Raw genomic sequence first — 21,748 nt, 5'->3', positions numbered from 1 at the left:
GTGGCTGAGCAAGGCCTCCGCCCGGGTCGCGTGCCTGGCGCTGTGGGAGGGCGACCCGGTGGACGGCGTCCTGCGCGGCCCGGCGGTCGACGACGCGCAGGTGCCGCGTGAGCGAGAGCGCGAGCAGGATCGCCGCGACCGCGACCGCGAACGTCACGAGGAAGCCGAGGACCCCGGGGGACGCCTGCTCGGACAGCGGGACCTCGAGGGGCGAGGGGCTCGGCGTCGCCGCGAGCCGCACGACGAACGCCGCGCCGTTCACGGGGTGCCCGTCGCAGGGCTCGTGGGGACGGCCTCACGCACGCCCGCGAACAGGTCGTCCTCGGGCAGCCGGACCGGCACGCGCGACTCGGCGAGCTCGTACTCCTCGTACGGCCACACCTCGCGCTCGAGGTCGCGCGGCATCGCGAAGAAGAAGCCCTCGGGGTCGATCTGGGTCGCGTGCGCCCGCAGCGCGTCGTCGCGCGCACCGAAGAAGTCGGCGCAGGCGATCCGCGTCGTGACCTCGCGCTCGGGGATCTCGCGCGCCGCGCGGGACTCGACCCACTCCCCGAACGGGGACTCGAGGCCGCGCTCGACGAGCGCCTCGTGCGCCGCCCGGATCCGCGCCATCGAGAAGCCGTGGTTGTAGTACAGCTTGAGCGGCGTCCACGGCTCGCCGGAGTCCCGGTAGCGCTCGGGGTCGCCCGCGGCGGCGAACGCCTCCGCGGAGACCCGGTGGCACATGATGTGGTCGGGGTGCGGGTACCCGCCGGTCGGGTCGTACGTCGTGATGACGTGCGGGCGGAAGCGGCGCACGAGCTCGACGAGCGGGCGCGCGGCGACCTCGAGCGGCTGCAGCGCGAAGCACCCCTCGGGCAGCGGCGGGAGCGGGTCGCCCTCGGGCAGCCCCGAGTCGACGAAGCCGAGCCACTCCTGGCGCACGCCGAGCGCCTTCGCGGCCGCCGCCATCTCCTCGCGCCGGATCTCGTGCATCCGGTCCGGGTCGGCCACCGGCGGGTAGCTCGGGTTGAGGACGTCGCCGCGCTCCCCGCCCGTGCAGGTCGCGACGAGGACGTCGACGCCCTCCGCCGCGTACCGCGCGGTCGTCGCGGCTCCCTTGCTCGACTCGTCGTCGGGGTGGGCGTGCACCGCCAGCAGGCGCAGCCGTTCTCCGGTCACGTGGGGCCTCCGTGGGTCGGTCACCCGTGCGCGTGGCGCGCACGGGGCGAGGGACAATGATCGCGCACCTCGCCGCACGCCGGGTGCACGACGCCCGCTCGGGGCCGTCCGTCCCGGACGAGCGTCCGGCAGGAGCCGCCCGCGCCGGGCCGACCGGCAGGCGTGCCCGACGACCAGGAGCGGACCACGTGACGGAGCAGGACGCAGGTGCCCCGGCGGGCCGGTACGGGCACGGGACCCCGGTGCCGCGCCGCACGTGGGTCGTCGTGTCGGTGGTCGCCGGGGTGGTCGTCGTCGCGGTGCTCGCGTGGATCATGTCGGGCATGCAGCGCGACGCGGTGCGCTGGCAGGACCACGGGTTCCGCGTCGAGCCGGACCGCGTCGTCATGACGTTCGAGGTCACGAAGGACCCGGCGGCGACGGTCGAGTGCCGGCTGCTGGCGCTCAACCAGGCGGCCGCCGAGGTCGGGTTCCGCACCGTGACCGTCGGGCCGGCCCGCACGAGCGTCGTGCGCCTCACCGAGACCCTGGCGACCGCGGAGCTCGCGGTCACCGGGACGGTCGAGACCTGCGTCGTGGTCCCCGACGCCTGAGGCGCTCACCCACGCGCGTGCACCACCCGGACACCCGTCTTGCTATCCTTGTCGATTCATACGCCGCCCAGGGTCAGCGAGACCCTCCGGTCGACGCGACCGGCAGGCAGCTGGCAGGGCAGGCTCACCGCACACGTGCACGTCCCTCGTACCCGTGCGCACCGGACGAAGACGGCAAGGAAGGAGCGACCGTGACCGAGACGTCGCAGCCCACGTGGCTGACGCAGGAGGCGCACGACCGGCTCAAGACCGAGCTCGCACGCCTCGAGGGTGAGGGTCGTGCCGAGATCACCGCGCGCATCGCCGCCGCCCGCGACGAGGGTGACCTCAAGGAGAACGGCGGCTACCACGCCGCGCGCGAGGAGCAGGCGAAGCAGGAGGCGCGCATCCGCGAGCTCAAGCAGAAGCTGCGGAACGTGCAGATCGGCACGCCGCCCGACGACGGCGTCGTCGAGCCCGGCATGGTCGTGACCGCCCTCGTCGCCGGCGACGAGATGGTGTTCCTGCTGGGCTCGCGCGAGATCGCCGGCTCCGCGGACATCGAGGTCTTCTCCCCGACGTCGCCGCTGGGCGCCGCGATCAACGGGCGTGCCGTGGGCGACACGGTCGCCTACGAGGCGCCGAACGGTCGCGAGATCGCCGTCGAGATCAAGGCCGCGCACCCCTTCGCGGGCTGACCCACTGCCCGCTCGCGGGCCGCGCAGCACCCGGGACGGCGCCGTCCCACCACGCACGGGCGAGGCCCCGGCGGACCCACGTCCGCCGGGGCCTCGCCCGTCGGCGTCAGTGGTCCGCGAGCCGGAAGCCGCGGGCACGCAGGTGCGCGAGCACCTCGCCGCAGTGCTCGGGGCCCTTGGTCTCGACCTGCACCTCGATCTCGACCTCGTCGATCGCGAGGTCCACGGACGTGCGGACGTGGCCCACGTGCACCACGTTCCCGCCCGTCGCCGCGAGCTCGGACAGCAGGCCCGCCAGCGTCCCGGGCGAGTCGTCGATCCGCACGCGCAGCTGCAGGTAGCGGCCCGCGGACGCGAGGCCGTGCCGCACGACGCGCAGCAGCACGAGCGGGTCGATGTTGCCGCCCGAGAGGATGGCGACGACCGGCCCCTCGAAGGCCCCCGGCGCGGCCATGATCGCCGCGACCCCGGCTGCGCCGGACGGCTCGACGAGGAGCTTCGCCCGCTCGGCGACGAGCAGCAGCGCCCGGGAGAGGTCCTCCTCGGTCACGGTCCGGATCTCGCAGCCGTGCGCGCGCAGCACGTCGAACGGCACCCGCCCGGGTGTGCCGACCGCGATGCCGTCGGCCATCGTGCGCAGGTCCGTCATCGGCACCGGGTGCCCGGCGGCGAGCGACGCCGGGTAGGCGGCGGCGCGTGCGGCCTGCACGCCGACGACCCGGACGTCGGGGCGTGCGGCGGCGACGGCCGCGACCACGCCCGCGGCGAGCCCGCCGCCACCGACGGGCACGACGATCGTGCGGACGTCCGGCACCTGCTCGAGGATCTCGAGCGCGACGGTGCCCTGTCCCGCGACGACGTCCTCGTGGTCGAACGGGTGGATGAGCACGCGGCCCGTGCGGGTGCACTCCTCACGGGCGGCGACGAGCGCGTCGTCGACCGACGTGCCCGCGAGCACCACCCGGGCGCCGTACTCGCGCGTCGCGGCCACCTTCGGCAGCGCGGCGTCGGCGGGCATGAAGACGAGCGCGTCGATCCCCAGCAGCCGTGCCGCGAGCGCGACCCCCTGCGCGTGGTTCCCGGCGCTCGCCGCGACGACACCGCGCGCCCGCTCCTCCGCGGACAGCCGCGCCATCCGCACGTACGCGCCGCGGACCTTGAACGAGCCCGCGCGCTGCAAGTTCTCGCACTTGAGCCACACGTCGGTGCCCGCGACCCGGCTCAGCGCACGGCTGAGGTCGACCGGGGTGCGGGTCGCGACGCCCTCGAGCAGCGCGGCCGCGGACCGGACGTCGTCGAGCCCGACCGCGGTCACGACGTCGAGCCCGCTCACGCCTCACCGGTCAGGCGGGTCGTCCCGGGGGTGCTGCGGTCGACCTCGCTGGGCGGGACGACCGCCGCGGAGTCGGCGTCGTCCGGCTCCTCGGGCGCGGTCGGTTCACCGCGGACGATCGCGTGGTCGTCGTCACCGAGCCCGGGGAACTTGTCGTGCCCGTGCAGGTAGAGCACCACGGTGTTGATCACGGCGACGATCGGGACGGCGAACAGCGCACCGACGATGCCGGCGGCGAGCGAGCCCGCGGCGACGGCGAGCAGGACCGCGACGGGGTGCAGCGACACCGCGTGGCCCATGAGCAGCGGCTGGAGCACGTGGCCCTCGATCTGCTGCACGAGCAGCACGACGCCGACCATGATGAGGGCGACGACCGGTCCGTGCGCGACCAGCGCGACGAGGACGGCGACGGAGCCGCTGACGAGCGCCCCGACGATCGGGATGAACGAGCCCAGGAACACCAGGGTCGCGAGCGGCAGCGCGAGCGGGACCTGGAGGATCAGGGCCCCGAGGCCGATGCCGATCGCGTCGACGAGCGCGACGAGGATCTGCGTGCGCGTGTAGCCGCCGAGCGTCACGACCCCGCGCCGCCCGGCCTGGTGGATGCGGTCCCGCGAGGTCACCGGCATGAGCCCGACGAACCACGCCCACACCTGGCGGCCGTCGTGCAGGAAGAAGAACGTGCAGAAGACCGTGATGAGCGCACCGGCGACGACGTGCCCGAGCGTCGTGCCGACCGAGAGCGCACCCGAGACGAGGGACGACGCGTTGTCGCTGACCTGGGACTGCGCCTGGTCGATGTACTCGTCGATCTGGTCGGTGCTGAGGTCGAGCGGACCCGCCGACAGCCACCGGGCGAGCTCGCGGAAGCCCTCCTGCGCCTGGTCGCTGAGCTCCGCGAACCCGTTGACGAGCGAGCGGCCCGCGAGCGTCAGCAGGCCGGCGACGAGCGCGAGCAGCGCGAGCACCGCGGTCCCGGAGGCCAGCCCGCGGGAGAACCGTGCCCGGCGCTGCAGGAACCGCACGAACGGCGCGAGCAGGACGGTCAGCAGCACCGCGATGGCGACCGAGACGACGAGGACCTTGAAGTACCCGATGACCGCGAGCAGCACCGCGAGCGCCGCGGCGATCACGATGATCCGCCACGACCACGCCGCGGCCGCCTGGACCGACGGCGGGACGGCCGAGCGCGCGTCCGGCTGCGCGGGGCGCCCGGGCGACGTGCTCCCGGTGGGCTCCTTCGTGGTCGGCACAGCCGTGGTCGGGTGGGTCGTCGTCACCGCAGGGCCTTCTCGAGGTCGGCGAGAAGGTCGGCGACGTCCTCGATGCCGACCGAGAGGCGGACGAGGTCGTCGGGGACCTCGAGCACCGTCCCGAGCACCGAGCCGTGCGTCATCTTGCCGGGGTGCTCGATGAGCGACTCGACGCCGCCGAGCGACTCCGCGAGCGTGAAGACGCGCGTGCGCCCGCACACGTCGATCGCCGACTGCTCGCTGCCGGTGCGGAACGCGACCATGCCGCCGAACCCGCTCATCTGGCGCGCGGCGACCTCGTGGTCCGGGTGGCTCGGGAGGCCCGGGTAGATCACCTGCGTGACGCGCGGGTGCGTCGTGAGGAGCTCCGCGACCGCGGCGGCGTTGGCCTGGTGCCGGTCCATCCGGACGGCGAGGGTCCGCAGGCCGCGCAGCGTGAGCCACGAGTCGAACGGGCCGGCGACGGCGCCCGACGCGTTCTGGTGGAAGCCGACGGCGTCGGCGAGCGCGGTCGTCCCGGTGGGGCCGACGAGCCCGACGGGGAGCTGCGCGCCGTCCGCGACGACGACGGCGCCACCGACGACGTCGCTGTGCCCGCCGATGTACTTCGTCGTCGAGTGCACGACCGCGTCGGCGCCGAGCGCGAGCGGCTGCTGCAGGTACGGGGTCGCGAACGTGTTGTCGACGACGAGCAGCGCACCCGCGGACCGCGCGTGCGCGGCGAGGGCCGCGATGTCGGCGATGCCGAGCAGCGGGTTCGTGGGCGTCTCGGCCCAGACGACCTTGGTGCGGCCGGGCTGGATCGCCGCGAGCACCGCGTCGGGGTCGCTCAGGTTCACGGGTGTGTGCTCGACGCCCCACGGGCCGAGCACGCGGGCGAACAGGCGGTACGTCCCGCCGTACGCGTCGTCGGGCACGACGACGTGGTCACCGGGGCGCAGGACCGCGCGCAGCAGCGTGTCCTCCGCGGCGAGGCCCGACGCGAACGCGAAGCCCGCCGCGCCCCCCTCGGCCGCCCGCAGGGCCTCCTCGAGCGCCGCACGCGTCGGGTTGCCCGAGCGCGAGTACTCGTAGCCGCCGCGCAGCCCGCCGACGCCGTCCTGCTTGTAGGTCGACACCTGGTAGATCGGCGGGACGACGGCACCGGTCGCGGCGTCGGGGTCCTGGCCTGCGTGGATGGCCCTCGTCGCGAACCCGGCGGTGGCCCAGTCGTGGTCGAGGTCGGGAGTGGGGAACGGGTCGGTCGTCACGGTCTCAGGCTAGGCCGTGCGCCGGGTGCGCACGCGGTGGACGCGCACCGGGTCGACGCGCGCGGGCCGGGGCGACGGCGCGGGAACGGGACGGGAACAGACGCACCCCGCCGGACCGTTGTGCCTGGCGACGCACCGGGGACCCACCAGGCCCCGGGGCGCCGACCCGACGAGAGGTGGACCCCCCGTGAGCTGGCTGTTCGGATCGGCCCTCAAGACCCAGATGGTGACGCCGGAGCGCGCGCTGCCCGGCCGCGACGACTACCCCTACTCCGTCCCCGCGACGCACGCGGTGCTCGGCACCCCGCTGCGAGGCCCCTGGCCCGAGGGCACGCAGGTGATCTACCTCGCGCTCGGCTGCTTCTGGGGAGCCGAGAAGGAGATGTGGAACCTGCCCGGCGTCGTGACGACGGCCGCGGGCTACCAGGGCGGGATCACGCCGTTCCCGACGTACGAGGAGACGTGCACCGGCCTGACCGGGCACACCGAGACGGTCCTCGTCGCGTACGACCCCGCGGTGCTGCCGACCACGGAGCTGCTGCGCACGTTCTGGACGCTGCACGACCCGACCCAGGGCTACCGCCAGGGCAACGACGTCGGCACGCAGTACCGCTCGGCGGTCTTCACCACGACGCCCGAGCAGGCGGAGGCAGCGGCGGCGACCCGCGCGCTGTACGAGCCCGAGCTGCGGCGCAACGGCTACGGCGAGATCACCACGGAGGTCCGCCCGGTCGACGGCGAGGGCGGCGCCGGGACGTTCTACTACGCCGAGGACTACCACCAGCAGTACCTGCACAAGGTGCCGAACGGCTACTGCCCGGTGCACTCGACGGGCGTCGCGTGCCCGGTCCCGTGACGACGGCCCGGGACGACGCCCGCCTGAGCGGGTGACCGCCTGAGCCGGCGACGTCGGCCCGGTCCCCTCGGGGGCCGGGCCGTCGTTCGTCCGGGTGCATGCCCGGACGCACGGCGCCCGGCGGGTCAGCCCAGCGCGTCGAGGTACACCCAGGCACCGTGGTCGCGCACGAACCGGCTGACCTCGTGCAGCGACCCGGCGCCGTCCACGGAGCGGTAGAACGCCCGGAACTCCACGGTCCCGTGCGTGTCGGCGGGTCCCCCGCCGGTCGACCCGAGCACGTCGAGCCGGTACCACCGCGTGCCGTCGTCGAGGTCGAGCGCGGGCGGGCGTCCGCTCGCGTGCCAGGTCCGCCGCACGTAGTCCGCGTCGCGCACCGCGTAGGCGCTGTACCGCGAGCGCATGAGCTGCTCCGCGGTCGACGCGGCGCGCTCACCACGGTGCAGCGGGCCGCAGCACTCGTCGTAGGTCAGGCCGCTCAGGCACGGGCAGCGGGTCACGGGGTCAGCCTCCGTCGGCCGCGAGCGCGTCGTCGGCGGGCAGGTCGTCGGCCGGCCCGTCGTCCGCGGCACCGTCCCGTGGTGCGGCGTCGGGGGCCTCGGAGGCGGCGGTGCCCGCGCCGGCCGCGGACGCGTCAGGCGCCCCGGACGCGGCCTTGGCGTCGGAGTGCCCGAGCGGCTTGTCGGGCGCGACGCGGTCCCGCACGAGCTGCTTGAGCACCGTGATCTCGGGGAAGCCGCGGCGCTCGGCGCGGTCCCAGAGCAGGTCCCCGTCGACCTCCACCGTGAACACCCCGCCCGTCGCGGGCCGCAGCGCGACCTCCCCGAGCTCGCGGTGGAACGTCGTGAGCAGCTCCTGCGCGAACCACGCGGCACGCAGCAGCCACCGGCACTGCGTGCAGTAGGTGATGGTCACGCGCGGGAGCGGGGCGTCCGTGCTCATGGCGCCAGTCTCGCGCACGCTTGCGATGATCGGGTCATGGCGACGACGGAGACCCTGCGGAACTGGTCCGGCAACTACACCTTCCAGGCGGCCGAGGTGCACCGGCCGGAGACGGTCGAGCAGGTGCAGGAGGTCGTGGCGGCCACGCGGGGCGGCGCGGCCGGCCGGGTGCGGGCCATCGGCACCCGGCACTGCTTCCAGGACATCGCCGACACGACCGGTGGGCTCGTCTCGCTCGAGCGGCTCGAGCCGACGATCGAGCTCGACGAGGCGGCGCGGACCGTGACGGTCTCGGGCGGGACGCGGTACGGGACGCTCGCGGAGCACCTGCACGCGCGCGGCTGGGCGCTGCACAACCTGGCCTCGCTCCCCCACATCTCGGTCGCAGGGGCGGTCGCGACGGCGACGCACGGCTCGGGCGACGCGTCGGCGAACCTCGCGACGGCGGTCACGGCGCTCGAGCTCGTGACCGCCGACGGGAGCCTGCGGACGCTCACCCGGGCCGACGTCGACTTCCCCGGCGCCGTCGTCTCGCTCGGCGCGCTCGGCGTCGTCGTCCGGCTCACCCTCGAGGTCGAGCCGACGTACGACGTCGCGCAGGAGGTGCACACCGGGCTGCCGTGGGACGCCGCGCTCGCGAACCTCGACGCGGTCACGTCGTCGGCCGACAGTGTCAGCCTCTTCGTCGACTGGACCGGCGACGCCGTCCAGCAGGTGTGGCGCAAGACGCGCGTGGTCCCCGGCGAGCGGCACGCGCTGCGCACGGAGCTGTTCGGTGCCACGCCGTCGCCGGTCAAGCTGCACCCGCTGCCCGGGATCGACCCGGTCAACTGCACCGACCAGCTCGGCGTCCCGGGCCCGTGGCACGACCGGCTGCCGCACTTCCGGCTCCGGTACACCCCGAGCAACGGCGACGAGCTGCAGTCGGAGTACCTCGTGCCGCGCGAGCACGCCGTGGGCGCGATCGGGGCGCTGCGCGGGCTGAGCGACCGCATCGCGCCGCTCCTGCAGGTTTCCGAGATCCGCACGATCGGCGCGGACGACCTGTGGCTGTCGACCGCGTACGGCGGGCCGCGCATCGGCCTGCACTTCACCTGGCTCCAGCGGCAGGCCGAGGTCGAGGCGCTGCTGCCGGTGATCGAGGAGGCGCTCGCGCCGTTCGAGGCGCGGCCGCACTGGGGCAAGATCTTCGCCGACACCGGCCGTGACCTCGCGCGGCTCTACCCGCGGATGGACGACTTCCGGGCGCTCGTCGCGCGCAGCGACCCCGGCGGCGTGTTCCGCGGGCCGTTCCTCGACCGGCACGTGCTGCTCGGCTGAGCCGTCGGCCCGCGTCGGCGCGCATCCCCGCGCGTCCGGCCGGGCACCGGTGGACGGTCCGGACGCGCGAGAGGGGCCGCGGCACCGAGGTGTCGCGGCCCCTCTGCGGCGCAGGTGTCAGTTGACGCCGACGACGTCCACGACGAAGACGAGCGTGTCGCCACCCTTGATGCCGGCCTGCGGCACGCCGCGGTCGCCGTAGCCCTGGTGCGGCGGGATCGACAGCAGCACGCGCGAGCCGATCTGCTGCCCGACGAGCCCCTCGTCCCAGCCGGCGATCACGGCGCCGACGCCGATCGGGAAGTTGATCGACGAGCCGCGGTCGTACGAGTTGTCGAACACGTGCCCGTTCCACGTCTGGCCGAGGTAGTGCACGACGAGGTCGTCGCCCGCCTCGACGAGCGCGCCGTCGCCGCGGCTGAGCACCTGGACCTCGAGCTCGGCGGGTGCCGGGCCGTCGGGGAACGTCAGCGTGGGCTTCTCGCCGAACGAGCCGGAGGCCTGGGGCAGCTGTGCGGTCATGGGTGGATCTCCTCGCCTTGATGTCGGTACGTCACCCATCCTCGCCGCTCGGCCCGGCGTCGTGCGCGCCGGGGACGCCTGGTGGACGGGGTGAAGCCTGGCGCCGCGGGCTCACGGCAGGAGCGTCGGCTGCTCCGGGACGCCGCGACGTCGACGGCGCGCCCCGTCGCGTCAGCGCACCCCGGACCGCGCGTTCAGCCACGCGAGCTGGCGCGCGAGCTGCCAGCCCTCGCCGCCCTCGTGGTTGTTGTACCCGTAGACCTCGATCTGCTTGTCGGTGACCCCGGTGCGCTCGCCGTACCAGTTGTAGGCGGCGTACACGGTCGACGGCGGGCAGATCGTGTCCATGAGCGCGACCGAGAACAGCGTCGGGGCGCTCGCACGGCGGCCGAGGTGCACGCCGTCGAGGTAGGACAGCGTGCGGAAGACCTGCTCCTCGGCGTCGCGGTGCACCGCGAGGTAGTTGGTGATCTCGCCGTACGGGTCGGAGCCGGTGATCTGGACGGCGCGTCGGAAGTGGCAGAGGAACGGCACGTCGGCCATGACGGCGAGCAGCCCGTCGACCAGTCCCGCGACGCCCAGGGCGATCCCGCCGCCCTGGCTCGCGCCCGCGACGGTGACGCGCTCGGGGTCGACGAACGGCAGAGACCGGGCGGCCTCGACCGCACGGACCCCGTCGGTGATGACCCGGCGGTAGTAGTGCTCGGCGGGGTCGAGGATGCCCCGGGTCATGAACCCGGGGACGGCCGGCCCCGAGCCGACGGGGTCGGGCGTGTGCCCGCCGTTGCCCCACTTGCTGCCCTGCCCGCGCGTGTCCATCAGCAGGTACGCGTAGCCGGCGGCGGCCCACTGCAGCCGCTCGTGCGCGAACCCGCGCCCACCGCCGTACCCGATGAACTGCACGACCGCCGGGAGCGGCCCGTCGGCGCCGGCGGGCCGCGAGAGCCAGCCCTGGACGGGGTGCCCGCCGAAGCCGGCGAACGTGATCTCCGACGTCTCGATCAGCGTGAGCCCCGCGTCGACCGGCGTGACCTCGACGGCGAGGTCGTGCGTGCGGGTCTCGGCGAGGGTCGCCGCCCAGAACGCGTCGAGGTCGGCCGGCTCGTCGAGCTCGGGGCGGTAGGTCTCGAGCTCGGCGAGCGGCAGGTCGAACAGGGGCATCGTCGCTCCTCGGGGGTGTGCGCCAGGGGCGCGTCGTCCAGCGGTGGGGCCGGCGGGCGTGCCCGCAGCGGCCGGGCAGCAGCGTGTCACACGACGACGCCCGGCCGGCGCAGGCGGCCGACGGGTCGCCGGCCGCTCAGCGCGCCAGGAACCCCAGCAGGTCGTGCCGCGTGAGCACGCCGACCGGCTGCCCGTCGTCGACGACCATGAGCGCGTCGGCCGACTGCAGGGCCTTGCGGGCGTCCTCGACACCCTCGCCCGAGCCGATCAGCGGCAGCGGCGCCGCCATGTGCCGGTCGACGCGGTCGGCGAGCGTCGCCGCCCCCGAGAAGACCGCGTCGAGCAGCCCGCGCTCGCTGACGGACCCGGCGACCTCGCCGATCTTGACGGGCGGCTCGGCCCCGACGACCGGCATCTGGGAGACGCCGTATTCGTGCAGGATCGAGATCGCGTCGCGCACCGTCTCGTTGGGGTGGGTGTGCACGAGCGCCGGCAGCTCCCCGCCCTTGCTCCGCAGCACGTCCGCGACCGTCGCGCCCTGCTCGGAGGACAGGAACCCGTACGAGCGCATCCACGAGTCGTTGAAGATCTTCGAGAGGTACCCGCGTCCGCCGTCGGGCAGCAGCACGACGATCACGGCCTTCGCCGCCGCCTCCGGGTCCTCGTCCTGCAGCCGGCGCGCGAGACGGAGCGCAGCGACGACGGCCATGCCGCACGAGCCACCGACCAGCAGGCCCTCCTCGCGCGCGAGGCGCCGCGTCATCGCGAACGAGTCGGCGTCGGAGACCGCGATGATCTCGTCGGGCACCGACGGGTCGTACGCGGTCGGCCAGAAGTCCTCCCCGACGCCCTCGACGAGGTACGGCCGCCCGTCCCCGCCCGAGTACACCGAGCCCGCAGGGTCGGCGCCGACGACGCGCACGCGCCCGCCGTCCTCGGCCGCACGGTCGGCGGAGGCCTCCTTGAGGAACCGCCCGGTGCCGCTGATCGTGCCGCCCGTGCCGACGCCGAGCACCGCGTGCGTGACGCGCCCGTCGGTGTCCGCCCAGATCTCGGGGCCCGTCGACTCGTAGTGGCTGAGGGGTCCGTTCTGGTTGGCGTACTGGTTCGGCTTCCAGGCGCCCTCGATCTCCTGCGTCAGGCGGTCGGACACCGAGTAGTAGGAGTCGGGGTGGTCCGGCGCGACCGCCGTCGGCGTCACGACGACCTCCGCGCCGTACGCGCGCAGCACGTCGCGCTTGTCCTGCGAGACCTTGTCCGGGCACACGAACACGCAGCGGTAGCCCTTGCGCTGCGCGACGAGCGCGAGCCCGACGCCCGTGTTCCCGCTCGTCGGCTCGACGATCGTCCCGCCGGGGCGCAGCTCGCCGCTGGCCTCCGCGGCCTCGACCATCTTGAGCGCGATCCGGTCCTTCACCGACCCGCCGGGGTTGAGGTACTCGACCTTCGCGAGGACGGTCGCGGCGAGGCCGTCGGTCACCGAGGAGAGCTTCACGAGCGGGGTGTGCCCGACGAGCTCGGAGATGTGCTGCGCGTACTTCACGGCGGGGTGCTCCGGGAGGTGGGAGGGGGCGCGTGCGACGGTCGGCCGCGGGGCGCGGAGAGGGGCGCGGGTGGTCGCCAGGACGCACACGACCGCCCGGAGCGATCATCGCATCCGGGCGGTCGGTCCTGCAGTCGGGGTGGGTGCCGGGCGGGCCGGCACCCGGTCGCGTCAGTCGCCGCGCAGGATGGCGAGCAGGCGCAGCAGCTCGAGGTAGAGCCACACGAGCGTCACGATGAGGCCGAAGGCGGCGGTCCACGCCATCTTCGCCGGGGCGCCCTGCTCGACGCCGCGCTTGATCGAGTCGAAGTCCATGATCAGCGACATCGCCGCGAGGCCCACGGCCACGAGGCCGACGACCACGCCGAGGAGCCCGCCGCGCAGCGGGCCGAACATCTCGCTCGGGAAGACGAACGCCAGCACGAGGTTCAGCACCGAGAACGCGAGGTAGCCCACGAGCCCGATGATCAGGAACCGCGTGAACTTCGGGGTGACCCGGACTTTGCCGGAGCGGAACAGCACGAGCGAGGTGCCGAAGACCGCGAGGGTCGCGAGCACCGCCTGCGGGACGAGCCCGCCGCCGAACGCGTTCTCGTAGAACTTGCTGATGCCACCGACGAACACGCCCTCGGCGACCGCGTACGCCCCGATGAGCAGCGGGCTCGGGTTGCGCCGGAACGCGTTGACCAGGCCGAGCACGAGCCCGACGATCATGCCGAAGACCCACAGGCCCGGCGCGAGCGCGTACGTCGCCGCGGCGACCACCACGAGCAGCGCGAGCAGCCCGCCGGTCTTGACGATGACGTCGTCGTAGGTGAGGCGCCCGGTCTGGGCGGTCGTCGCCGACGGCGCCTCGTACATCTTGTCGAGGCTCACGGCGTCGATCGTCTGCGTGCCCGCGGCACCGTAGCCGGCTGCCTGGCCGGGCTGGACGGTGGTCCGGCCCTGCTGGCGCCCGCGCCTGGCGTTCGGGTCGCGGAATATCTCGCTGTTGTTGAAGACGGGGTTGCTCACGGCTTCCTCCTGGTCGCTGGCGGCCGGTTCTACCGTACGCAACGCTCGCGCGGTCGGCATCGTTCCCAGGTCTCCCCCGGACATCTCCCCGAGGTTCTCGGGGTGCCCTCAGGGTCACCCCAGGGTCGGTTCGGGGGTTGTCCTCCTTACGGCGTATCCCCAGGGCGGAGAAGGATGAGACTCAAGGACGTTCCGGGGGACCACCGCCCCGGCCTACGTTCGAGGAGTCCACCCACCCCTGCTTCTCACGAGGACGTCACATGATCGAGGCACACGGCCTGACCAAGCGGTACGGGCCGAAGACGGCGGTGGACGGCATCAGCTTCACCGTCCAGCCCGGGAAGGTGACCGGCTTCCTCGGCCCGAACGGCGCCGGCAAGTCGACCACGATGCGCATGATCGTCGGGCTCGACCGCCCGACGCACGGCACCGTCACCGTCAACGGCAAGCCCTACGCCCAGCACCGCTCGCCCCTCGTCGAGGTCGGCGCGCTGCTCGAGGCCAAGGCCGTGCACACCGGACGCTCGGCCGCCAACCACCTCGCGGCGCTCGGCGCGACCCACGGCATCGGCAAGGCCCGCGTGCAGGAGGTCATCGAGATGACCGGCCTGCAGACCGTCGCCAAGAAGCGCGTCGGCGGCTTCTCGCTCGGCATGGGCCAGCGGCTCGGCATCGCGTCGGCGCTGCTCGGCGACCCGCGCACGCTCATCCTCGACGAGCCGGTCAACGGCCTCGACCCCGAGGGCGTGCTCTGGGTCCGCAACCTCGTGCGCTACCTCGCGTCCGAGGGCCGCACGGTGTTCCTGTCCTCGCACCTCATGAGCGAGATGGCGCTCACCGCCGACCACCTCATCGTGATCGGGCGGGGGCAGATCATCGCCGACGCGCCCGTCCAGGACGTGATCGCCCGCGCGACGAGCACGACCGTGCGCGTCCGCAGCCCGCACGCGACGCAGCTCGTCGAGCTCCTGCGCAGCGCCGACGTCATCGTGACGACGACCGAGCCGGGGCTGCTCGAGATCACCGGGGCGTCGGCCGAGGTCATCGGCGAGACCGCCGCCGCGAACCGGCTCGTGCTGCACGAGCTCACGCCCCTCAGCGGCTCGCTCGAGGACGCCTACATGCAGCTCACCGCCGACCAGGTCGAGTACCACTCGGTCGCGGCCGGCGCGTCCACCGTCAGCGCAGCAGCCCAGGAGCAGGCCCGATGAGCACCCTGACCAAGCCGACGAGCGCGGCACCGACCGTGCCGCCCCACGCCGTCCGCGCCCACCTGTCGTTCCCGCACCTCGTGCGGTCCGAGTGGATCAAGCTGTGGACCGTCCGCTCCACGTACTGGATCCTGCCGCTGACGGTCCTCGCGTTCGTCGGCATCAGCTTCCTCGTCGCGTTCTTCTCGACGCAGGACGACGCCCAGGCCAACGGCGCGCCGCCCATGGACGCCAGCTTCCTGCTGACCCCGGGCGTGTACTTCGGCCAGCTCGCGATCGTGGTGCTCGCCGTGCTCACGATCACGGGCGAGTACTCGACCGGGATGATCCGCTCGACCTTCGCCGCCGCGCCCGCGCGGCTGCCGGTGCTGACCGCCAAGCTCCTCGTCGTGCTCGTCGTGTCGTTCCTCACCGGCGCGGTCGCGACCGCGCTGACGTGGCTCGTGACCCGGCCGGTGCTGGGCGACGAGCACGCGATCGACCTCGGCTCCACGGAGACGCAGCGCATCCTCCTCGGCGCACCGCTGTACCTCACGGCCATCGCGCTGTTCGCGTTCGCCCTCGGCGCGCTGCTCCGGCACTCGGCGGCGGCCCTCGCGACCGTCCTCGGGCTGCTGCTCGTCATCGAGACCGTCTTCTCGGCGATCCCGACGGACTTCTTCCGCAACACCGCGCCGTTCCTCCCCGGGACCGCGGGGCAGCGCCTCACGGCGTCGCAGCAGTTCATGGACATGACGGCGCAGATGTCCGACGCGCCGCAGCTCACCCCGTGGCAGGGCTTCGGGGTCCTCCTGGCGTGGGGCGTGGTCATCCTCGCCGCCGCCGCGGTGCTCGTGCGTCGGAGGGACGCCTGAGCGAACCCGCGCCGTGGGCGCCGCACCGGGAGGAGGGTCCCGGGGCGGCGCCCACCGGCGTGCCGCTGCTGCTCGACGAGCTCGACGCGCGGCCCGTCGGACCCGTGCGGCGGTGGCTGCGGCGGAACCCGGTCGCGACGGACTGGCTCGTCGCCGCGTTCTTCGCGGTCCCGGCCTTCGCCGGTGCCTCCACGCACCGGCCGTCGGCCGTCCCGCTCGTCCTGGCCCTCGCGGGGACCGGGGCGGTGCTCGTGCGGCGGCGGGCGCCGCTGTGGTCGGTGGGGGCCGTGACCGCCCTGGGGCTCGCCTCGGTCGGCCTGCACGGCGGGCTCAACGGCTTCGACGTCGGGCTCGGTCTCGCGTTGTACGCCGTCGCGACGCAGTGCACGCCCCGCCAGGGCTGGGTCGCGGTCGCCGTGCCGACGATCCTCCTGACCGGTGCGACGCTCGTGTGGGCGCCGCCGCAGACGCACGGCGTCGAGATCACCGGGCTCGCGCTCGTCGTGCTCGTCGGCACCGCGACCGGGGTCGGCGTCCGCAACCGCCGGCTGCACGGCCGGGCGATCGTCGAGCGCGGCCACGCCCTGGCCCGCGAGGCCGAGCAGCGGGCCCAGCTCGCGACCGCCGCGGAGCGGGCCCGGATCGCTCGGGAGATGCACGACGTCGTCGCGCACAGCCTCTCCGTCATGATCGCGCTCGCCGACGGTGCCGCCGCGGCCGTCCCCCGCTCCCCCGCGAGCGCCCAGGCGGCCATCACGCAGGTCTCCGAGACCGGGCGTGCCGCACTCACCGACATGCGGCGCGTGCTCGGCGTGCTGCGCGACGACGACGCGTCGTACGGCCCGCCGCCGGGCGGCACGGACCTCGCGGCGCTCGTCGAGGGCTACCGTCGGGCCGGGCTGCCCGTGCACCTGACGGTGGCGGGCACCGCGCTGCCGAAGGACACCGGTCTGCAGCTCGCCGTCTACCGGATCGTGCAGGAGGCGCTCACGAACGCGCTGCGCCACACGCGCGGCACGGGGCACGTCGAGGCGCGCGTCGCCCGCACGGACGGGACGGTCGAGATCGAGGTCACGGACGACGGCGGCGTCGCGCACCCGGGCGGACCGCCGCCCACGCCCGGCAGCGGTCGCGGCATCATCGGGATGCGCGAGCGAGCCGCGATCTACGGCGGGACCGTCGAGGCAGGACCGTCGGGTCCGGGCTGGCGGGTCCGCACGGCACTGCACTGGGACGAGGAGAGCACGTGAGCGACGGTCGCACGGACGGCACCCCGACGAGCCGCGGACGCACGCGCGTCCTGCTCGCGGACGACCAGGCGCTGCTGCGCATGGGCTTCCGCCTCGTGCTCGAGGCGGAGGACGACCTCGAGGTCGTCGGCGAGGCCGGCGACGGGCTCGAGGCGGTGCAGCTCGCGGCGGCGCTCACGCCCGACGTCGTCCTCATGGACGTGCGCATGCCGGGGCTCAACGGCATCGAGGCGACCGAGCGGGTCGTGGCCTCGGGGGCGTGCACGCGCGTGCTCATCCTGACGACGTTCGACCTCGACGAGTACGCGTTCGCGGCGCTGCGGGCCGGCGCCAGCGGCTTCATGCTCAAGGACGCGCGACCCGCCGAGCTCGTCTCCGCGATCCGCGCGGTCGCCACGGGGGACGCGGTGGTCTCGCCGCGCGTCACGCGCCGCATGCTCGAGATGTTCTCCGACGCGCTGCCCGCGGCCGGGCAGGAGCCGCCCGCACCCCACCCGGCGCACGCGCTGCTCGCGCAGCTCACGGCCCGCGAGGCCGAGGTGCTCGGGGCGGTCGCCGAGGGGTTGTCGAACAACGAGATCGCGCTGCGCCTGTACCTCTCCGAGGCGACGGTCAAGACGCACGTCGGGCGCATCCTCGCGAAGCTCGGCGTGCGCGACCGCGTGCAGGCCGTCGTGCTCGCGTACGAGTCGGGGCTCGTCGGGCGCTGAGCGGACCGGGCGTGGCACCCGGCGCGACGGCCGCACAGGTCGACCGCCTAGGCTCGCCGGTGCCGGCGGCCCACCCGCCGCGGCAGAGACGAGGAACCCGCATGCCCGACGCCCCCACGCCCGCAGCCGCCCCGCCCCGCGCCCGCCCGGCGCCGGTGCGCGCCGCGGTGCTGCGGACCGAGCGCGTCGCGGAGCAGCTCGTCCGGGTCGTCCTCGGCGGGCCCGGGCTGCGGGTCGTCAACGCGCCGACGCACGCCGACTCGTACGTGAAGGTCGTCTTCGTGCCGCCGGCGGCGCTCGCCGGCGCGACCGAGCGTCCCGACGGCCGCGTCGACCTCGACGCGCTGCGCGCCTCGCTCCCGGCCGACGAGCAGCCGCGCGTGCGCGCGTACACGGTGCGCTCCTTCGACGCAGCCACCGCCGAGCTGACGATCGATGTCGTCGTGCACGGCGACGAGGGGGTGGCCGGCCCCTGGGCCGCGTCCGCCCGGCCCGGCGACGAGGTCCTGGTCCTCGGGCCCGGCGGCGCGTACAGCCCCGACCCGGCGGCCGACCGCTACCTGCTCGTCGGCGACGCGAGCGCGCTCCCGGCGGTCGCCGTGGTGCTCGAGCGGCTCGCCGCCGAGCGCCCCGACGCGGTCGGTGACGCGATCCTCGAGGTGCACGGCCCCGGCGACGAGCTCCCGCTGACCGCCCCCGAGGGCGTCCGGGTCCGGTGGGTGCACCAGGGGACGGGTGTCGTCGGGCTCCGGCTCCTCGAGGCGGTGCGCGACCTCGCGTGGCCCGACGGCCGGGTCGACGCGTTCGTGCACGGCGAGGCGGGGACGGTGAAGGAGCTCCGTCACCACCTGCGGGTCGAGCGCGGGCTCGCGCGCACGGGCCTGTCGATCTCGGGGTACTGGCGCCTCGGCGCCGCGGACGAGGACTGGCGCGCGACCAAGAAGGACTGGGCCCGGTCTATCGAGGAGGCCGAGCAGGCGGCAGGCCTGGACTGAGGCTGCGCCGCGCGGAGCGGTGCGGTCAGCCGGGGCGGGGTGGCCGACGCCGCGGGTGGCCCGGGCTCGGGACGCGTCGTGCGCCGCCGGAGTGACCCCGTGCCGACTGCGGGCCCGGGCGACTGGGGCTGACGCCGTGCCGGCGGGTCGCCGCCCGTGCCGCCCGGGCACGCGCCTGCGGGTGATCCGGTGCCACCGCACGCCCAGGCGCCTGACAGCGCACCACCCGCTCCCCTACGGTGCTCCTGGCGCTCCCGCACGGACGCGTCGTCGCGTCGTGGGAAAGGGCCGTCGTGCGTTACCTGCCGTACCTCCTCGAGCTGGCACTGCTCGTGTACTGCCTCATCGACTGCATCCAGACCGACTCGGCGCTCGTGCGCAACCTGCCCAAGCCGCTGTGGATCCTGCTCATCGTCGTCGTGCCGATCGTGGGCGCGATCGCGTGGCTCGTCGCGGGGCGTCCCGAGCGCAGCGCCCGGACCCGCCACGTCCCGTGGCCGAGCACCGCGACCGCCGGCTTCCCCGAGTACGAGCGGCCGCGCCCGGTCGCCCCGGACGACGACCCCGAGTTCCTCGCGAGCGTGCGGAGGTCCGACGACAAGCACGAGCGGATGCTGCGCGACTGGGAGGCAGACCTGCGGGCGCGCGAGCGGCGCTTCGACGACACGCCCCCGGACGCGGACGCGGACCGGGACCACCCGGACGCGCCGCCTGCGCGACCGTGAGCACGTCGACGGCCGTGACCGGCCTCGGGAGGACCCCGTGAGCGAGCCGCAGGACCGGGCACGCGACGACGCCGGCGCGAGCGCGACGGGCGAGCCGCGCTGGCTGACCCCCGCCGAGCGCGGCGCGTGGCTCGCGCTCTCGGCCATGACGATCACGCTCCCGGGCGCGCTCGACGCCCAGCTCCAGCGGGACTCCGGGCTGTCGTTCTACGAGTACATGGTCCTCGCGATGCTCTCCGAGCAGCCCGACCGGACGTTGCGGATGAGCCAGCTCGCGCAGCTCACCAACGGCTCGCTCTCCCGGCTCTCGCACGTCGCCAAGCGGCTCGAGCGGGCCGGCTACATCCGCCGGGAGCGCTCGACGGTCGACGCCCGCGCGACCAACGCGATCCTGACCGACGACGGCCTCGCGAAGATCGTCGGGAGCGCACCGGGGCACGTCGAGGAGGCCCGCCGGCTCGTCATCGACGCCCTGACCTCGGACCAGCTCGAGCAGCTGCGGGCGATCGGGGCCGCCGTGATGAGCCGGGTCGACCCGGGATCGACGTTCCCCTCGGAGCCGGCCCCCGACGCGTCGGCCCGCTGACCCGCAGCGCACGTCGGTCTCCCGGGACGCGCACCGTTCAGGCGGCGTCCCCCGCGGCGGCGAGCCACGCGCGCGGCGAGCAGCCGAGCACCTGGGTGAACGCCCGCGAGAACGACGGCGGGCTCGCGTAGCCGAGCTCCGCGGCGACGGCAGCGACCGACGAGCCCGCGCGCAGCCGGTCCTGCGCGACGGTGAGCCGCCAGCGCGTGACGTACTCGGCGGGCGGCTGCCCGACGGTCTCCCGGAACCGCGCGGCGAACGCGCTGCGCGACATCGTCGCCTCCCGCGCCATCGTCGCGAGCGTCCAGGGCCGGCCCGGGGACTCGTGCACGGCGACGAGCGTGCGGGCGAGGCGCTCGTCGGCGAGGCCCGGCAGCAGGCCCGCGGGCAGCGCGAGGTCGTCGGTGTGGTCGAGCAGCCAGCGGAACAGCTGGACGAGCACGACCTCGAACAGCCGGTCCGCGACGACGCGGCTGCCGCAGCGCACGGCGTCGACCTCGGCGAACAGCAGGTCCAGCGCGGTGCCGAGCCCCGCGACCGCGTCGAGCGGGATCACGAGCACGGGCGGGAGCGTCCGGACGAGCGGGTGGGTCTCGCCGCCGTCGAAGTCGAGGGTCGCGCACGCGAAGTCGGCGCCCTCGGTGGGTGCCGTGCGGAAGGCGTGCTCGAGCGGCCGGGGGTAGAGCAGCAGGCTCGGTCGGTCGACGTGCACCGTCTCGAGCCGCCCGCCGGGCCCCTGGTGCGTCAGGTCCATCTCACCGTCGCGCAGCACGTGCAGGAACCCCCGCCCGGGCTGCGCGGCGAACGTCGTGACGCCGCACAGCGGTCCCGCGTGGAACAGGCGAGTGCGCACCCGGAACCGTTCGAGCAGGGGCGAGAGCCGGTCGAGGTGAGGCACCCGCTCACTCTGCCACGCAGCGAGACGATCTGGTACGCATCGAGGAGCATCTGTGACTTTTCGTCCGGCCGGACGCGGCAGGCTGGGAGCACGTCGCCACCCGGTCCGGGCGGCGACACCGCACCACGACCCCAGGAGACCACCATGTCGCACGTCCCTCTCGTCGCCCGCGAGTCCGCGACCGGCGCCGTCCGCGCCCAGCTCGACGAGATCCACGACGCGTTCGGCACCGTGCCCACGATGTTCCGGGCCGTCGCGCAGTCCCCCGCCGCGCTCACCAGCCTGTGGGGCTCGTTCGGTGCCCTCTCGGGCGGCACGCTCGGCGCCGCGGTGGGCGAGCAGATCGCGGTCGCCGTCGCGAACCGCAACGCGTGCGAGTACTGCCTCGCCGCGCACACCGCGCTCGGACGCAAGGCCGGCGTGTCGCGCGAGGCGCTGGCCGCGGCGCAGGACGGCGACTCCGACGACCCCCGCACCGCGGCGCTGCTCCGCTTCGCGCTGACCGTGGTCGAGCAGCGGGGTCAGGTCACGGCGGAGGACGTCCAGGCCGTCCGCGACCAGGGCTGGGGCGACGAGCACGTCGTCGAGGTCCTCGCGCACGTCGCGCTCAACCTGTTCACGAACTACGTGAACATCGCGCTCGCCGTGCCCGTCGACTTCCCCGTCGTCGGGCTGCGCCGCGCGGGCTGAGCCGCTCGCGACCGCCGGGCAGCTGCGGGTGCCGGTGCCCCCGGCGGGGTTCGAACCCGCACTGGACCGGGTTTAAGCCGGTTGCCTCTGCCGGTTGGGCTACGGGGGCCGCGCTCATCCTGCCAGGCCCCGGACCGGGCGCCGGCACCGCGACCCGAGGCCGACCAGGCCCGGACGCAGCGCGGCCCCCGTGCTGGCAGGACA

General features: G+C 74.7%; 23 protein-coding genes, 1 tRNA gene and 1 pseudogene. 12 read left to right on the top strand and 13 right to left on the bottom strand.

Features of this window, described 5'->3' with window-relative positions:
• Together AB6N24_RS10795 and mca are read right to left on the bottom strand one after the other, a co-directional pair.
• Positions 1-262, bottom strand: a pseudogene (locus tag AB6N24_RS10795) (hypothetical protein); the annotation flags it as partial.
• Positions 259-1,161, bottom strand: a complete 903-nt coding sequence (mca, locus tag AB6N24_RS10790) for a mycothiol conjugate amidase Mca (protein ID WP_412869405.1) — start codon at positions 1,159-1,161, stop codon at positions 259-261. The pseudogene AB6N24_RS10795 and the gene mca, both read right to left, overlap by 4 nt.
• Positions 1,162-1,349: 188 nt before the next feature.
• Here mca and AB6N24_RS10785 point away from each other — a divergent pair, with 188 nt between their 5' ends.
• Together AB6N24_RS10785 and greA are read left to right on the top strand one after the other, a co-directional pair.
• Positions 1,350-1,754 carry a DUF4307 domain-containing protein gene (locus AB6N24_RS10785; protein WP_412869404.1) on the top strand — a complete coding sequence of 135 codons (405 nt, stop codon included), beginning with the start codon at positions 1,350-1,352 and terminating at the stop codon, positions 1,752-1,754.
• Between the two features lie 191 nt (positions 1,755-1,945).
• Positions 1,946-2,431: a transcription elongation factor GreA gene (greA, locus tag AB6N24_RS10780; protein WP_258724018.1), complete on the top strand. Its 486-nt coding sequence runs from the start codon at positions 1,946-1,948 to the stop codon at positions 2,429-2,431.
• A gap of 106 nt (positions 2,432-2,537) precedes the next feature.
• On the opposite strand, the gene ilvA is transcribed toward greA, so the two are convergent.
• The 3 genes from ilvA to AB6N24_RS10765 are packed head-to-tail and all read right to left on the bottom strand — an operon-like array spanning position 2,538 to position 6,267.
• Positions 2,538-3,764: a threonine ammonia-lyase gene (gene ilvA / locus AB6N24_RS10775; protein WP_412869403.1), complete on the bottom strand. Its 1,227-nt coding sequence runs from the start codon at positions 3,762-3,764 to the stop codon at positions 2,538-2,540.
• Complete coding sequence (locus tag AB6N24_RS10770; protein WP_412869402.1) at positions 3,761-5,044, bottom strand: AI-2E family transporter; 1,284 nt, start codon at positions 5,042-5,044, stop codon at positions 3,761-3,763. The genes ilvA and AB6N24_RS10770 overlap by 4 nt, the downstream gene beginning before the upstream one ends.
• Positions 5,041-6,267, bottom strand: a complete 1,227-nt coding sequence (locus tag AB6N24_RS10765; protein ID WP_412869401.1) for a cystathionine gamma-synthase — start codon at positions 6,265-6,267, stop codon at positions 5,041-5,043. Before AB6N24_RS10765 ends, AB6N24_RS10770 begins: the two co-directional genes overlap by 4 nt.
• A gap of 223 nt (positions 6,268-6,490) precedes the next feature.
• Between AB6N24_RS10765 and msrA the strand changes: the two genes are divergently transcribed.
• Positions 6,491-7,123 (top strand): peptide-methionine (S)-S-oxide reductase MsrA, encoded by a 633-nt coding sequence (gene msrA / locus AB6N24_RS10760; protein ID WP_412869407.1) that lies wholly within the window; start codon positions 6,491-6,493, stop codon positions 7,121-7,123.
• A 125-nt stretch (positions 7,124-7,248) separates the two neighbouring features.
• Here msrA and AB6N24_RS10755 read toward each other — a convergent pair whose 3' ends face one another.
• Entirely contained in the window at positions 7,249-7,623 is a 375-nt protein-coding gene (locus AB6N24_RS10755; RefSeq protein WP_412869400.1) for a YchJ family protein, read from the bottom strand.
• A 4-nt stretch (positions 7,624-7,627) separates the two neighbouring features.
• Positions 7,628-8,065 carry an Rdx family protein gene (locus tag AB6N24_RS10750; protein ID WP_412869399.1) on the bottom strand — a complete coding sequence of 146 codons (438 nt, stop codon included), beginning with the start codon at positions 8,063-8,065 and terminating at the stop codon, positions 7,628-7,630.
• A 36-nt stretch (positions 8,066-8,101) separates the two neighbouring features.
• On the opposite strand from AB6N24_RS10750, the gene AB6N24_RS10745 reads away from it, so the two are divergent.
• On the top strand, positions 8,102-9,385 hold the full coding sequence (locus AB6N24_RS10745) for an FAD-binding protein (RefSeq protein WP_412869398.1): 1,284 nt from the start codon (positions 8,102-8,104) through the stop codon (positions 9,383-9,385).
• A 117-nt stretch (positions 9,386-9,502) separates the two neighbouring features.
• Here AB6N24_RS10745 and AB6N24_RS10740 read toward each other — a convergent pair whose 3' ends face one another.
• The 4 genes from AB6N24_RS10740 to AB6N24_RS10725 all read right to left on the bottom strand — a co-directional run bounded on the left by AB6N24_RS10740 (position 9,503) and on the right by AB6N24_RS10725 (position 13,625).
• A complete protein-coding gene (locus tag AB6N24_RS10740; RefSeq protein ID WP_412869397.1) occupies positions 9,503-9,907 on the bottom strand; it encodes an FKBP-type peptidyl-prolyl cis-trans isomerase in 405 nt (134 codons plus the stop codon).
• Positions 9,908-10,078: 171 nt separating this feature from the next.
• Positions 10,079-11,068 carry an acetylxylan esterase gene (locus AB6N24_RS10735; protein ID WP_412869396.1) on the bottom strand — a complete coding sequence of 330 codons (990 nt, stop codon included), beginning with the start codon at positions 11,066-11,068 and terminating at the stop codon, positions 10,079-10,081.
• A 136-nt stretch (positions 11,069-11,204) separates the two neighbouring features.
• Complete coding sequence (locus AB6N24_RS10730) at positions 11,205-12,611, bottom strand: cystathionine beta-synthase (RefSeq protein ID WP_412869395.1); 1,407 nt, start codon at positions 12,609-12,611, stop codon at positions 11,205-11,207.
• A gap of 171 nt (positions 12,612-12,782) precedes the next feature.
• Positions 12,783-13,625, bottom strand: a complete 843-nt coding sequence (locus AB6N24_RS10725; RefSeq protein ID WP_412869394.1) for a Bax inhibitor-1/YccA family protein — start codon at positions 13,623-13,625, stop codon at positions 12,783-12,785.
• A gap of 260 nt (positions 13,626-13,885) precedes the next feature.
• On the opposite strand from AB6N24_RS10725, the gene AB6N24_RS10720 reads away from it, so the two are divergent.
• The 7 genes from AB6N24_RS10720 (at position 13,886) to AB6N24_RS10690 (ending at position 19,956) form a co-directional block, all read left to right on the top strand.
• Positions 13,886-14,836, top strand: a complete 951-nt coding sequence (locus AB6N24_RS10720; RefSeq protein WP_412869393.1) for an ABC transporter ATP-binding protein — start codon at positions 13,886-13,888, stop codon at positions 14,834-14,836.
• Positions 14,833-15,690, top strand: a complete 858-nt coding sequence (locus tag AB6N24_RS10715; RefSeq protein ID WP_412869392.1) for an ABC transporter permease subunit — start codon at positions 14,833-14,835, stop codon at positions 15,688-15,690. The genes AB6N24_RS10720 and AB6N24_RS10715 overlap by 4 nt, the downstream gene beginning before the upstream one ends.
• 59 nt (positions 15,691-15,749) lie before the next feature.
• Entirely contained in the window at positions 15,750-16,940 is a 1,191-nt protein-coding gene (locus tag AB6N24_RS10710) for a sensor histidine kinase (protein ID WP_412869391.1), read from the top strand.
• 80 nt (positions 16,941-17,020) lie between these two features.
• The gene (locus tag AB6N24_RS10705; RefSeq protein ID WP_412869406.1) at positions 17,021-17,650 is read left to right on the top strand and encodes a response regulator; all 630 of its coding nucleotides are present in this window, start codon (positions 17,021-17,023) and stop codon (positions 17,648-17,650) included.
• A 101-nt stretch (positions 17,651-17,751) separates the two neighbouring features.
• Positions 17,752-18,645 carry a siderophore-interacting protein gene (locus tag AB6N24_RS10700; RefSeq protein WP_412869390.1) on the top strand — a complete coding sequence of 298 codons (894 nt, stop codon included), beginning with the start codon at positions 17,752-17,754 and terminating at the stop codon, positions 18,643-18,645.
• A gap of 293 nt (positions 18,646-18,938) precedes the next feature.
• Positions 18,939-19,370, top strand: a complete 432-nt coding sequence (locus AB6N24_RS10695; protein WP_412869389.1) for a PLD nuclease N-terminal domain-containing protein — start codon at positions 18,939-18,941, stop codon at positions 19,368-19,370.
• A 37-nt stretch (positions 19,371-19,407) separates the two neighbouring features.
• Entirely contained in the window at positions 19,408-19,956 is a 549-nt protein-coding gene (locus tag AB6N24_RS10690) for a MarR family winged helix-turn-helix transcriptional regulator (protein ID WP_412869388.1), read from the top strand.
• A gap of 37 nt (positions 19,957-19,993) precedes the next feature.
• Here the strand turns inward: AB6N24_RS10690 and AB6N24_RS10685 are convergent, their stop codons facing one another.
• A complete protein-coding gene (locus AB6N24_RS10685) occupies positions 19,994-20,854 on the bottom strand; it encodes an AraC family transcriptional regulator (RefSeq protein ID WP_412869387.1) in 861 nt (286 codons plus the stop codon).
• 144 nt (positions 20,855-20,998) lie between these two features.
• On the opposite strand from AB6N24_RS10685, the gene AB6N24_RS10680 reads away from it, so the two are divergent.
• Positions 20,999-21,544 (top strand): carboxymuconolactone decarboxylase family protein, encoded by a 546-nt coding sequence (locus AB6N24_RS10680; RefSeq protein ID WP_412869386.1) that lies wholly within the window; start codon positions 20,999-21,001, stop codon positions 21,542-21,544.
• Between the two features lie 35 nt (positions 21,545-21,579).
• Here the strand turns inward: AB6N24_RS10680 and AB6N24_RS10675 are convergent.
• Positions 21,580-21,653 (bottom strand) — tRNA-Leu (locus AB6N24_RS10675).
• Positions 21,654-21,748 lie beyond the last annotated feature (95 nt).

The organism is Cellulomonas jepli (genome assembly GCF_047229345.1).
Classification (GTDB): Bacteria; Actinomycetota; Actinomycetes; order Actinomycetales; family Cellulomonadaceae; genus Cellulomonas_A.
Note: the sequence above shows the minus strand (reverse complement) of the source record. Positions and strands in the feature narration are given on the sequence as shown.